Raw genomic sequence first — 13,124 nt, 5'->3', positions numbered from 1 at the left:
CAATTGACCGCTTTTCCTTCATAAAGACAATACTATCTTTACTACGAAAAAGATGCTCCAAGACTGTAATTCATGATTATCCCTGTACTGGTTCACACCAACCACCAGCTCTCTGTTACAGTAAGACTAACCACTACTGTGATCTCTTCATTGCACTTTGTTTATTCAAATGTTTTTGAAATTGAATAAGTATGATTCGTATTATAGAACGCTTTTCAAAACACTGTCAACAACTTTTTATATATTTTTTTAAAAATCCACTTTCGTCCTACATTTCTTTTTGTAAATTCTCCATAACAATTCCGATGCGAATTATCTCATTATCTATCGCATTTAATACATATTTTTCTACTCCATACCGGACTAACACTTCTTTTATTTGAATGATTTCAGTTTCAAGTATATCAGCTTCCTGAAGCGTTTGCAGTAAGGTGAAAAATATATTTGCATACAATTCTTTATACATTTTTATGCTCTCTGTCTTTTCAAGTATTTCATTCAATAACTGTTTTAACTCCGTTTGATTTCCTTTTCGACCCACGTCCAAAAATGTTTTACATATGATAGATAACCCTCTTTCTACTATTTCATCCATAAATAAAATAATACGTAAAAGCATTACATATTCTCTAGCTGTGATTTCACCCATTTTCGGTCGCTCTCGCAAAAATACACTGAGCCAAGCTGTCCAAAATTTTTGTTGTTCTTTTGCACTTAATGTTTTGACGTAATAGCATAAAATTTGCATAAATTTAATTTTATTTTCTTCATTTTCTCGTATAAGTAAAGGGTATAACCATTCTGTTTTTTGCTCCCAATACAGTACACATTTAATAAATACAAAACTAAGCCATTTCAAGAAAGCTTCCCTCGTATGCGGATGTAATACTTCCAAATGTTCTACCGCATACTTAATAAATCGCTTCATCTCTGTAAATAAAGGTAAATTTATTTGCGTGTAACACAAGCCTGCCCATGCATATTTCGTAATTTCATTTTCCTTCTTTAAATCTAAATACGGTAACAAATATTTTCGACACCACTGCTTCTCTATATGATAAAGAAATGTAATATCTGCTACTAAACGAGCTAGCATAAAATTTGTCCGTTCTGAACTAACTCTTACTTGTTCTTCAAATAAAAATAAATATTCATACACATTACGATCGTATAAATGATCATATGATAACAGTTTTAATAATACAGCTGTCATTTTCCCAACAGGATGCTGGATTGATTCATTGTAAAAATCTTGTTTTCCCAGCTTAAAATCTGTATCACTTTTCATAACTTGAGGGAATACGGAAAAAGCAAACCGTTTCAAATTGCGTATACTATTTTCCTCTAACTCTTCTAATCGATTACTAATTTCATATAGAAAACTACTAATTAACCAATGAAAAGCAGTATTTCTAACAAATTTCTGCAATAACGGAATAACTTTTTGGATTTGTTCATTTGTCAGTCCTCGGTTGTTTCGCCACTCTCTAATACATACAAACCATACTTCATTACTTATTTCGTGCATGCCAACTAATTGATAAGCAAATGAAATGCTCCATTCTGTATTCAATTTACATGCTTTCGATAACATCTCTAAAAAATGACGTTGTTCAAACACACCGTCTTGAGAAAATTGGCGAACTTGTTTCATAATTTCTTCGTCTTTCAGCTGCAATAATCCATCAGCAGTTACATTACAAGTAATACTTTGTTCTGTGGTCTCTTTCTTTTGTAGACTGTATCGATCAGAATGAAAGTGAGGATGTTTTTGCTTCATTAACTCATAACCTTTTGCCGTAGATGGACTATTCGAATCACAAGTGAATAATAAATCTAACACGAAACAAACATCAAATGCCCGCTCCTCTGCAAGGTCCTTCAGTACAATTTGAATGACTTCTTCCTTCGTTTTTTCTAAAGAGAGTGCGAAATGATTTTTTATAAGTTGAAAAACTTCACGTTTATACGTGACATCTAAAAAAAGTTCTTCCTGTAACAACCATTTCATTTTGTCATCGGCGCTAACAAATATATTTTTATTCATCGCATCAATTGCAATTCGATTTTGAAGTATGCTGTTTGCTTCTATCATTTCTGTAATATAATAATTTGCTTTTTTCTCATTGTTTTCACATAAATAGGCTAAACACTCTTTTACAATTTGAATTAAAAATGCAAGATCATTTTGCTGAAAGTCTTTTTCCGCATTTTCCTTATCCTTTTTTTTCAGTGCCGTTTGTCTTAGTGATAACATTCGCATCTTCTCTATTCCCATCATCATAATTGGAACGGCGTAATAGGAAATATGCGGTTTCATCTTCTCATTCCAAATTTGCTCCACATAAGAAAATGTAGACACTGGTAAACGACTCGATTCCTCAAGTTCTATCGATTCTTGCGTATCATTTCCCCATTTTCTTTCCCGCTTCAATTTAAGTTTCCCATCCAAAATAAACGTTAGTAACAATAAAGCAATCTCTTTATGCTCAGGAAAAGAACATTTTTGTAGTAAGTAAGAAATTGTTTCAATTGATTTACTATCTTTTTCAGCTGTTTCTAATAAAAGGAGTGTCCATCTTGCAAACAACAACGGGTCCATTTTACTTTTCGTTTCGTTTAAGTAGCTACAAATTGTTCTCCAAAATAACGGAGATATTTTAGAGTGATTTTTAAAAATTAATTGAAATAATTCTTTTTGATGAGTAAAAAGAAATTGTTCCACTAACCATTCTGCAAGTAATTCATCTACCTCATTATAGTTTGGTGTAACTAAAAATAAATTTTGTAATTTCCCTTCAGCTTCAAGCCATTCCACCCATTCATAATCATGAGCAAATTCAACAAAGTAGCGGACTGTTTCAATTTTTTTTATTGATTGTTTTATGTATGATAATTGTTCCTGTTCTACTGACGGTGGCACTGTTACTATGTCCCGAATTCGCATTCGTTTTGTAATATAATTATCACCCATTAATTCCGCCCATCGTTTCACTGCTTTAACAAGAGACTGATGATTATTACCTTTATTCGGATACACAATCGGTCTTATTCCTAAATGCTCCCAGTGGTACGTATTTTCTCCTTGTGCAACAAATGCATAACGCCTTGTACTTGGTGGTAAACCAGTTGCTAAATATTTCATTACTGGGTCATTATGACTATATCCAACGAACAAAACGGTGTAATTTGAAAATAAATCAACTAAAAACCTTCTCGCCCATCCTTCCGTCAAGTAAGCCCTTCCAAAATCACCATCTGTTAAAATTAATGCTTCTTTCTCCTGTTCTATATTGCCATGTATGTAAGCGAGCCCTTTAAACGCTCTACCTGTAGGTAAAGCAGGTGCGTAATATACGTTTAATTCTCTATTCATTTCTTTCATCGCAGTTGTAAAATGTCTATCAAAATTCGTCGTTACAATGCGGACTTCCGTATCTAAAGGAAACAACCTCGGAATCGCATAATGAAGCGGATTTGGCTTTGACTTTTCAATATGAACTAAATCTCTTGCAACTTGATGTACATCCTTTGTTTTCGCAATTTTACCAAGATAATAATCATGCGGTTCTGTAATTTCACGTGTTTCTACATATAACGTTTTCGCAATTTCATCAACTAGATCATCAAAATTCGGTAAGTTTGATTTCCCTTTCATAGAAACTCCCGCTCCAACAAATAGTACTAACTTTCCTTGTTCAAGATGATCAAATAACTCATCTGGAATTTCTACTTCTGAAGTAATCCACACCTTGGATTCCCCCTTACCTAAAAATGTCATATACTCTCATTTTACTATAACATTTTTCCTTTGTTTTTTTAATATTTAGACAGATATCGAACATGAAAAAGTTTTATGTAAATATATTCGTTACAATGTATGAACTCCTAAATTTATTGTAAAACTATGTATAAATCGGAGGTGTAAATATTGAATGGTTTTACTGTAGTACTTATCAAATTTATATCGTGCATTATCGCATTTAGTATTGGACTCGCTTTATTTTTCCCTGCAACGTTCGTCCAAATTATTTCATTCAGTCTTTTTGTTACAATCGTATCCTATATGTTCGTTGATAAAATTATATTAAACCGAATAGGCAATACTGGTGCCATTATGTCGGATTTCTTACTAACTTATTTAAGCGTATGGATTTTCGGTAATATTTTATTAGACAATTACATGCAAATTGCATGGGGCAGTTTCCTTTCCGCTACTGTCTTTACATTATCTGAAGTAATTGTTCATCGCTTTTCTAGCTCGCACACACGGCACAACAATGATAACATTCATATTAATCGCCGCTTTGCATATGGTACTGAATTTGCTGAAGAACAGAATATATTGGATAAAGATAAGAAGAAGTAACATTTCGATGCAGGAGCACCCTTTTTAATTATTTGGTGCTCCTTTTTCATGTATTCATTATGGTACGTGAAATTATATGAACGATGTTTTCAAGATATCGTTCATATAATAAAAAAACTACCTCTTATTTAGAGGCAGTCACTTTCAAATCTTTTAACGCAACAACATTAGCAAACGCTCCAAACACCACATTATGATGCTTTACAATGTCTTCCGCACGTAACACTTCTGTATTAAACGTACTATGTGCATCACTCACTAACGTTACTTTATACCCTTCACTAAACGCTCTTCGCGTTGTCGTATCCACACAGTACTCCGTTTGCATACCTGAAATAATAACGTGTTCAATTCCTTTTTCTTGTAATACTTCGTTTAATTTTGTCTTATGGAATGAATCTGGCGTCGCCTTTTCAACAATACTATCCCCTTCTTGCGGAGCAATCACCTCATGTACTTTCCAGCCCTCTGTACCTTTTTCTAACGGATGATCTTTTGGTCCGTTATGTTGTACATAAATAACGGGAATATCATTAGAACGACATTGCCCAATAAGTTCTTGTAATATTTCTAAAAACTTCTCCCCATTATGTACTGGCGTTCCTGCTGTATACATACCTGCTTGCACATCAATTACTATTAAAGCTTTTTTCATTTCGCGCAGCTCCCTTTGTTTGTATTCTATCATCCAACAATCTTCTAATTTCCCCTCATGCAGCTCCTGTTCCTTTAATATCTTCACCTTTTTAAATCCGCATTTTTCATAACATTTTATCGCACGTTCATTATTTACTTTCGGGTCCATTGCGATTGCTTCTGCTCCCGTGTTCTCCATAATATATGTAATTGCTGCCTGAACGAGTTTCGTTCCAATTCCTTTTCCCCAATAAGTCGGCTCTCCGATAAATTGATCCATTCCCCATACATTTTGTGATTCTTCATAGCCATATAATGTTTTCCACTCAGAATCAATTGGGTACATTTGTATGTAACCAATTGGACCGGCATCAAACTCTATTAAACATCTTTTTTCATGACTATTTGGATTATGTATAAAATGATTCAGTACCATTTCTACAGATTGCGGATTATCTCTTCCTTCGTAATACTGCAAGACTTCTGGGTCTGTTAACCATTTTGAAATGACCTGTGCATCCTCTTCTTTTACGTACCGTACCGATACATGATCTTTTTGAAATAGCATATAATACCTCTTTTTAATTATTTGTATTTTTCCTTGTTGTGAAATCTTTCATTGCACCAATTAATGCGTATGGTAACAATGTAATCGCAAAAAATGCTGTAAACAAATTAAAATGAGGAATTTCATATGGAGTGAACCATTCCGTGAAAAATTCAGAATGTAAAATTCTATTTAAAAACTCTCCACTTGGCTTAAAATTTGGTGCCCATCCTGTAATCTCACAAATAATAAATAGTAATTGAACAATTATAAATGCCCCTAGATAGCGAAACCATGTCCGTTTCCAAATCGGCTGCGCCTTATTTAATTCATGTTCCATCTAACTCCCACCTTTTTATTTCAATCCTATTAATTATACACTTTTCGCACTTTATTTGTTAAAATTTTCTATATACTCATTCACGCTGGGGGAATACATTATGTCTAATCCTATACTTAAATCAACTTTAATCATTCTTAGAGGCAACTCCGCAAGTGGTAAAACAACAATCGCAAAGCAATTACAAGAACATTTCGGACAAGGTACACTTTTAGTATCACAGGATGTTGTACGTAGAGATATGCTTAGAGTACACGATACGATGGGGAATTTATCACATGATTTACTATTTGAAATTACAAAGTACGGAAAAGGAAAATGTAAATTTGTTATTTTAGAAGGCATTTTAAACAGTCGTAGATACGGTGATATGCTGAAAGAATTAATACATTTTTTCGAAGGAAACGTCTATACATATTACTTTGATTTATCGTTAAAAGAAACGATTCGACGACATAACACAAGGGATAAACGAAATGAATTTGGTGAGGATTCCCTAGAAAAATGGTATAATCCGCACGATACAATTGAAGTTACCAGAGAAGCTATTTTTACAGATAACTTCACGCAAAAAGATATATTTGATGCGATTCTTACTGATGTTGTGATCCAAAAATAAAAGCCAGCCTCAATAAAGAGAACTGACTTCTATTTGGATCATTATAGTTACTATAAAATTTTCACTTTAACAGTTTGTCTTCCCCAATTCATCGCTTTACTTTTTGAACCCATTAATACATCAATACGATTACCTTTAATTGCGCTTCCAGTATCACCAGCTATAGCTTCTCCATAACCTTCTACCCATACTTTAGATCCTAATGGAATTACTTTCGGATCTACTGCGATAATTCTCATATTCGGATTTGACGTTAAATCATGCCCCATCGCAGTTAAAACGCGTCCACCATATGTACCATTCTCACTTGGATCAGCAGTATATGCTGTCGCTACTACCGTTAATTCACGTTTAGCAGACTGTATGTTATTTTTAGATTCTTCTTTTGCTTTTGCTTCTTCCTTAGCTTTTGCTATTTCTCTTGCTTTCTCTTCTTCCTTAGCCTTTGCTATTTCTCTTGCTTTCTCTTCTTCCTTAGCCTTTGCTATTTCTCTTGCTTTCTCTTCTTCCTTAGCCTTTGCTATTTCTCTTGCTTTCTCTTCTTCCTTAGCCTTTGCTATTTCTCTTGCTTTCTCTTCTTCCTTAGCCTTTGCTATTTCTCTTGCTTTCTCTTCTTCCTTAGCCTTTGCTATTTCTCTTGCTTTCTCTTCTTCCTTAGCCTTTGCTATTTCTCTTGCTTTCTCTTCTTCTTTAGCCTTTGCTACTTCTTGGACTTTCGCTTCTTCCTTAGCCTTTGCTATTTCTTGGACTTTCGCTTCTTCCTTAGGTTTTACTACTTCTTGGACTTTCGCTTCTTCCTTAGGTTTTACTACTTCTTGGACTTTCGCTTCTTCCTTAGGTTTTACTACTTCTTGGACTTTCACTTCTTCCTTAGGCTTTGCTATTTCTTGGACTTTCGCTTCTTCCTTAGGCTTTGCTATTTCTTGGACTTTCACTTCTTCTTTAGGCTTTACTACTTCTTGGACTTTCGCTTCTTCTTTAGGCTTTACTACTTCTTGGACTTTCACTTCTTCCTGTGCTTTCACTTCTTCCTGCACTTTTGTTGCTTCTTTAGCCTTTACTTTTGCTACCTGCTGTGTTTTAGCTTCTTCCTTAGCTTTTACCGTTTTTTGTACTTTTGCTACTTGCTTCGTTTTCTCGTCAGCCTTTTTTTCAACTGGTGCTGTACTTGATAAGAAAGAAACATTCGCATAGGCTGTTTTTCCTTTATACTCAAATTGCAGCCATCCGTCTTTTACTTGATGCGTTGATTCAATGACATCATCTTTTTTCAGTCTGCCAAGAATTTCTGATTCTGTATTTGCATCAGAACGGACATTCAACAAATTCGCTGTTACGTGATACACATCTTTTGTAAACTCCGCACTTACAAATACTTCTTTACCATTTAAATCAATTTTTGACCATCCTTCTTCCGTATGTATTACTTTTAACTTTTGTCCTTCCTTTACTTTTTTGACAACTTTTGATTCTGTAGTTGGCTTTTCACGTACGTTGAGTATATCCGCTGTTACGATTGTTTCTGCAGTTGCAGATGTGGTAAAAGCCCCCAATCCAAAAACTGTTGCTGTTGCTGCGCCAATTATTTTTTTCATATTATCCTCCATTACATTTTTTGACTTCTATTATATCAAATGCTTCCATAAAATCAGGTACTTTCACATAATATCAAAACTTTTGTAACAATACATTAATATTACTTAATATATTGTTGTTCAAAATATCCTTTTTCTTCAAAAATATCAAATTTATATGTTATTCTATAAATAAAAAATCACGTCATCTTATATAAAATGACGTGATCTTTTTAGAGGAAAAACTATTTGTTACATCTTCTTTGTTTCTAGCGATATATTTCGAATATATCTAGCCACCATTCATGCAAAATTTCAGGGGCATTCGTCTTCATAATACATAAAAAACAATTTTAAATAATTTGAAAGTAAACTAATTTCTATTAGTCTATTTTATTTCACTAATTCATTTATTAATAATGTGTTTAAGAATTTCTACAGTTATCTTTCTTGATTATCATAATAGGTTTTATCTGCATATTTTTTATCATTTCCTTTTAGATATGCTAAGATAATTTTTGGATTTTTAACTAAAGTCCAATCCCCATATGTATCAAATCTTCTGCACGAAGTTATCATTCCATTTTTTATTGTACCGAATTTCTTATTTTTTTGTTTTCCCCATTCTTTTAACCTGTTTGCAAAATCTGCATCTTCTGCCATAAGCATATTTTCATTAAATCCATTAATCGCCATAAAGTCTTTTCTATAGCACCAAAAAATCCCGACAGATATAGCCCCATACTTAAAAAATATTGGAATTATAATTAACAGTGCGGAAACAATTATTCCTAAAGATATTCTTTCAAACTTTCCAGTTACCCCACCGCCAATGTATTTACCTGAAACTAAATATTTGTCTACGTTAGACAAAAAAGACTCTGTCATTTGGGTATCAGCATCTATAGTAATGATTATTTCCCCAGTAGCTATCATGGCCCCTGCATTTCGGATTTTAGATAAATTTTTATCATCATTTTTTAATGTAATACAGTTATACTCCTTTGCGATTTCCTCTGTTTTATCTGTACAACGATTTAAAACCACTATCACTTCAGTTTGACCTTTATATACTTCCGCTGCCTTTGAAATTGAATCTAAACATTTTCCAATGTACTTTTCTTCATTATGCGCAGGGATTATAATAGAAAACTTTACACCTTTTTTCAAATCAATGCCTGAAGATTCATTTGTTTCCTTCATAACACTTCCCCTTTTTATAAAATAAATTTTCAATCTATATAACATATATTAATATTTATGAGACTGTATTATAAAAACTAAAAACATGTTAAAAGTCACCTAGAATTCTTCTATCCAAACAAAATGAAACAATACTTTTTATGCTACATAGTTGTCGCAAGTCCCGCTAAAAACAAACTTACGATTGCTAAAAATTTTGTGCCGACTATAGCCCCTCTTAAATGAAACTTATAATCTTTGTATTCCTTCATGCCTTCTGTACTAGGAATCACAACAAATCTTGGGGTAATCCAGCAAAAGATTAGCCAATCAAGTATAAACAAATCTACTACATTAAAAATCATTAAAATACCAAAAGTATGTAAATAGGCATCAATAAATAATAATTTTCCATGTTTATGTAGTATATATGTAGAAACGAAAGGAGTACCGAAAAGAATAGCATTATATGCAATATTAAAGTATATTGTTTGCTTCTTTTCATAAATCGATTTTGGAAAAACTACCTTTTGAATATCTTTCGGATATTCAGTTAACGAAAGACGGGGATTATAATATAAAGATCCTAAAATCATTACGGATAGTACAATAGACATAATGATACCAACGTACATCATTTGCTCAAATGGATTCATATGCTTCATTCACCCTTTTCTGCATTCACTCCATAGTGCACGCACTTAATTACACATTGTATGTACGTTACTAACCAAAAATTAATAATTACCTTTAATAATCTTTTATAATTGAAATTATGATTTACGTGTCATTAAACTTTTCTGAAGAACATTAAAAATTAGTTTGGAGGAGTTATTATGAAGAAACTATATTTTAATAAATTTGAACCAACAGATTTCAATTTATATTTCCAGCTCGTTTCAAATGAAGAAGTAATGGCGCAAATTACCGAACGCGCTATTCCGTTAGATGAAGCACGAAATGATTTTACAAGGCTGTTAAAGCGCAATGAAAAACATCAACTATTCGGCTCTTATAAAGTATATGATTCTATTTCAAATGAGTATGTTGGTCTTGGACATGTTACGGTAAACGAGGATAATATTAAAGAAGCTGAAATTGGTTATATGATTTTGCCAGAGCATTGGGGAAAAAGATATGGTAGCAGGATTGCAAATGAATTAATGAATATTGCGAAGCAGACAGATGTAAACGTACTAAAAGCAATAATCGATCCAAACAATATCCCTTCTCGCAAAATTTTAATAAATATAGGTTTTACATCTGAGAAAGTTTGTGAGATTGATGGATTGCCTGGGGAGATTTTGAGTACATATATTTAACTAAATAAAAGGCAATACTACTTCTCGACCACTAGTAGTATTGCCTTTTTCTCTTAGCCATCGTTACATAACATGATGGCTATTTTTGATTACTTTTATTCATAATTAATTGATAGATACGTTCTTTTTAACTGAATATCAAGCTCCCTACTATACAATAGAAAACATCATATACACACCAACAACGAAGAATACGGCAAGTGTCTTAATTATCGTAATACCAAATATCTCTTTATAAGCTTCCCTGTGCGTTAATCCTGTAACTGCAAGTAAAGTTATAACTGCTCCGTTATGAGGTAAAGTATCCATACCTCCTGCCGCCATTGCAATCACACGATGCAGCACATCTAACGGAATATCAAAGTTTGTTGCCGCTTCAATATATTTTTCTGCCATCAAACCTAATGTAATACTCATTCCACCCGAGCCTGATCCCGTCAGCCCGCACAATATATTCGTCATGACTGCTCCACTAATTAAAGGATTTGAGAAAGTCCCCGTTAAATAGTTTTGAATCATGACAAATCCAGGCAAAGCTGCTATAACGGCACCAAATCCATACTCGGCTGCAGTGTTCATAGCTGCTAAGATTGAACCACTCACACCAACGCTTGTAATTGATTGAAAATGCTCTTTTACCGCTTGGAAGTTTAATAATATAGCAGATAATATTCCAATAAGAAGTGCCATTTCCACTGACCAAATCCCCACGACTTGTCCCATCTCAATTGTTCCGTACTCCTTCAAACCTATGGATGCAAAGTCAAATCCCTTTGTATACCAAACAGGAATGAATTCTGTAAAGACTTTATTCATCACTCCAACCAGTACAAGCGGAAGAAATGCTATCCAGTAACTAGCTGGAATTACATCGCTGGAAGCAATCGGATTTTGCACCAATTGCGCGCTAGTTGTAGCAGCCATCTCAGAAGTAGCATCGCCTTTTCCGAAGTACCCTTCGCCCTTAGCAGCAGCCTTCTTCCTACATCTTTCCAAATACAACATGCCACATATAAAGATAAATAGTGCTCCGATAATTCCTAATGTAGGAGCGGCATAAATATCTGTTTTAAAGAACGTAGTTGGAATAACATTTTGGATTTGAGGTGATCCAGGAAGTGAATCCATCGAAAACGTAAATGCGCTGAATGCGATTGTCGCTGGAATAAGACGTTTCGGAATATCCGCCTCACGAAATAATTGCGCCGCAAATGGATAAATCGCAAATACTGCGACAAATAAGCTGACACCACTGTATGTAAGAATCGCTCCCATTAATACGATGGAAAGAATCGCTCTTTTCACACCGATAAAACGGATAATAATTTTCGCGATTTTTTCTGCTATTCCAGTGATTTCTACCACTTTACCAAATATCGCTCCAAGCAAAAATACAGGAAAATATAATTTTATGAATCCAACCATCTTCGCCATAAAAACATTAGAAAAGAATGGTAAAACATTCGCCGGTTCTGTTAAAAACACAGCGAGCAACGCACATAACGGAGCGAATAAAATGACTGAGAAACCTCGGTAAGCCACAAAAATAAGCAAGCCAAGCGCTAACAATACAATCAATAAATCCATAACCCCAATCCCCCTCAATAATACGGATTTTTTATTTTTGTATCCTTTTCTGTTTGTATATTTTGTTGTAATGCCTGCCAGAGGCAGGCATTACTTTTTGCATATTATTATATTTATAGCTTTTTATTTATGATGAAAGATTGGTATCCTCTTTTCTATAAAGGCCTCCACTCCCTCTCTTACATCACTCGTTTGAAACACATGTCCGAAATTTTCAGCTTCTATTTTTAACCCTTCCTCAAGAGAAGAAGATAGCCCCTTATCGATAGATTGCTTCATCAAAGATAATGCAGGAAGAGAGAATCGAGCCATCTTCACAGCTAGTTCCTTCGCCTTATCCAGCGATTCGCCACGCGGAACAACATGATTCACCAAACCAACCCGCCAAGCTACTTCAGCAGTGAGTGCTTCACCAGTAAACATCATTTCCTTCGCACTTGCAGTTCCTATTAATCGAGGCAAACGTTGCGTTCCTCCTGCACCTGGAAACAAACCTAATTTCACTTCCGGAAGCCCGATTTGGGCATGTTCTTCTATAATCCGTAAATCACACGATAAAGCTAATTCACACCCGCCCCCAAGCGCTAATCCGTTAATAGCAGCGATTACCGGCTTTGGCAATTTTTCTATTTTATTTAACGGATTCTGGAGCCACAATGATTTTCCCTCCGCATATTCACTCCCTTTCCCAATCCATTCCGGAAACGATTTAATGTCCCCTCCTGCAACGAAGGCCTTTTCTCCAGCGCCAGTTAGAAGTACAACAATTACTTCATCATCCCGTTCAATTTCATGGACCACTACCGTCAGTTGCTCTACCACCGCATCGCTTAGTACATTCACAGGTGGATTATCAATGATAATCGTTGCGATTCCATTTTCTTTGGACCATGTAACAACATGCTTATTTTCCAATTCAATCCCTTCTTTCCGATATATAATGAGGTA

The 13,124-nt window shown here is 34.3% G+C and carries 11 protein-coding genes, 1 pseudogene and 1 other annotated feature (1 of these 13 cut by a window edge); of the genes and pseudogenes, 3 read left to right on the top strand and 9 right to left on the bottom strand.

Annotation, left to right across the window (positions count from 1 at the left end; translation table 11 throughout):
- Positions 1-160, bottom strand: a binding site (T-box leader); it reaches 77 nt to the left of the window's first position.
- A 108-nt stretch (positions 161-268) separates the two neighbouring features.
- A complete protein-coding gene (locus ACUN28_RS14910) occupies positions 269-3,781 on the bottom strand; it encodes a DUF4020 domain-containing protein (protein WP_016087420.1) in 3,513 nt (1,170 codons plus the stop codon).
- A 150-nt stretch (positions 3,782-3,931) separates the two neighbouring features.
- Between ACUN28_RS14910 and ACUN28_RS14905 the strand changes: the two genes are divergently transcribed.
- Positions 3,932-4,369: a YndM family protein gene (locus tag ACUN28_RS14905; RefSeq protein ID WP_016087419.1), complete on the top strand. Its 438-nt coding sequence runs from the start codon at positions 3,932-3,934 to the stop codon at positions 4,367-4,369.
- Between the two features lie 124 nt (positions 4,370-4,493).
- On the opposite strand, the gene ACUN28_RS14900 is transcribed toward ACUN28_RS14905, so the two are convergent.
- From ACUN28_RS14900 to ACUN28_RS14890, 3 genes and pseudogenes are all read right to left on the bottom strand, one after another.
- Positions 4,494-5,024 (bottom strand): cysteine hydrolase family protein, encoded by a 531-nt coding sequence (locus ACUN28_RS14900; RefSeq protein WP_033656358.1) that lies wholly within the window; start codon positions 5,022-5,024, stop codon positions 4,494-4,496.
- A gap of 15 nt (positions 5,025-5,039) precedes the next feature.
- Positions 5,040-5,573, bottom strand: a pseudogene (locus tag ACUN28_RS14895) (GNAT family N-acetyltransferase); the annotation flags it as partial.
- A gap of 13 nt (positions 5,574-5,586) precedes the next feature.
- Positions 5,587-5,892: a YfzA family protein gene (locus ACUN28_RS14890; RefSeq protein ID WP_016087417.1), complete on the bottom strand. Its 306-nt coding sequence runs from the start codon at positions 5,890-5,892 to the stop codon at positions 5,587-5,589.
- 100 nt (positions 5,893-5,992) lie between these two features.
- Here ACUN28_RS14890 and ACUN28_RS14885 point away from each other — a divergent pair, with 100 nt between their 5' ends.
- The gene (locus ACUN28_RS14885; RefSeq protein WP_016087416.1) at positions 5,993-6,511 is read left to right on the top strand and encodes a kinase; all 519 of its coding nucleotides are present in this window, start codon (positions 5,993-5,995) and stop codon (positions 6,509-6,511) included.
- A 50-nt stretch (positions 6,512-6,561) separates the two neighbouring features.
- Here the strand turns inward: ACUN28_RS14885 and entB are convergent, their stop codons facing one another.
- The 3 genes from entB to ACUN28_RS14870 all read right to left on the bottom strand — a co-directional run bounded on the left by entB (position 6,562) and on the right by ACUN28_RS14870 (position 9,923).
- Entirely contained in the window at positions 6,562-8,106 is a 1,545-nt protein-coding gene (gene entB, locus ACUN28_RS14880) for a cell wall-binding protein EntB (protein WP_445423397.1), read from the bottom strand.
- Between the two features lie 420 nt (positions 8,107-8,526).
- Positions 8,527-9,288, bottom strand: a complete 762-nt coding sequence (locus tag ACUN28_RS14875; protein ID WP_016087413.1) for a glycosyltransferase — start codon at positions 9,286-9,288, stop codon at positions 8,527-8,529.
- Positions 9,289-9,431: 143 nt separating this feature from the next.
- On the bottom strand, positions 9,432-9,923 hold the full coding sequence (locus ACUN28_RS14870; RefSeq protein ID WP_016087412.1) for a hypothetical protein: 492 nt from the start codon (positions 9,921-9,923) through the stop codon (positions 9,432-9,434).
- Positions 9,924-10,103: 180 nt separating this feature from the next.
- Here ACUN28_RS14870 and ACUN28_RS14865 point away from each other — a divergent pair, with 180 nt between their 5' ends.
- A complete protein-coding gene (locus tag ACUN28_RS14865) occupies positions 10,104-10,589 on the top strand; it encodes a GNAT family N-acetyltransferase (protein WP_016087411.1) in 486 nt (161 codons plus the stop codon).
- Between the two features lie 150 nt (positions 10,590-10,739).
- Here ACUN28_RS14865 and ACUN28_RS14860 read toward each other — a convergent pair whose 3' ends face one another.
- A complete protein-coding gene (locus ACUN28_RS14860) occupies positions 10,740-12,176 on the bottom strand; it encodes a GntP family permease (protein WP_016087410.1) in 1,437 nt (478 codons plus the stop codon).
- A gap of 123 nt (positions 12,177-12,299) precedes the next feature.
- Positions 12,300-13,091: an enoyl-CoA hydratase gene (locus ACUN28_RS14855; protein ID WP_016087409.1), complete on the bottom strand. Its 792-nt coding sequence runs from the start codon at positions 13,089-13,091 to the stop codon at positions 12,300-12,302.
- Positions 13,092-13,124: the final 33 nt, after the last annotated feature.

It is taken from the genome of Bacillus sp. WC2507 (genome assembly GCF_052656125.1).
The sequence above is the reverse complement of the archived record's forward strand: the minus strand, read 5'-3'. Positions and strand labels throughout refer to the sequence as shown.

Excerpts from the sequence above, each read along its gene's own strand:
- ACUN28_RS14910 (WP_016087420.1), bottom strand. The coding sequence starts at position 3,781 with ATGACATTTTTAGGTAAGGGGGAATCCAAGGTGTGGATTACTTCAGAA.
- ACUN28_RS14900 (WP_033656358.1), bottom strand. The coding sequence starts at position 5,024 with ATGAAAAAAGCTTTAATAGTAATTGATGTGCAAGCAGGTATGTATACA.
- ACUN28_RS14890 (WP_016087417.1), bottom strand. The coding sequence starts at position 5,892 with ATGGAACATGAATTAAATAAGGCGCAGCCGATTTGGAAACGGACATGG.
- ACUN28_RS14885 (WP_016087416.1), top strand. The coding sequence starts at position 5,993 with ATGTCTAATCCTATACTTAAATCAACTTTAATCATTCTTAGAGGCAAC.
- entB (WP_445423397.1), bottom strand. The coding sequence starts at position 8,106 with ATGAAAAAAATAATTGGCGCAGCAACAGCAACAGTTTTTGGATTGGGG.
- ACUN28_RS14875 (WP_016087413.1), bottom strand. The coding sequence starts at position 9,288 with ATGAAGGAAACAAATGAATCTTCAGGCATTGATTTGAAAAAAGGTGTA.
- ACUN28_RS14870 (WP_016087412.1), bottom strand. The coding sequence starts at position 9,923 with ATGAATCCATTTGAGCAAATGATGTACGTTGGTATCATTATGTCTATT.
- ACUN28_RS14865 (WP_016087411.1), top strand. The coding sequence starts at position 10,104 with ATGAAGAAACTATATTTTAATAAATTTGAACCAACAGATTTCAATTTA.
- ACUN28_RS14860 (WP_016087410.1), bottom strand. The coding sequence starts at position 12,176 with ATGGATTTATTGATTGTATTGTTAGCGCTTGGCTTGCTTATTTTTGTG.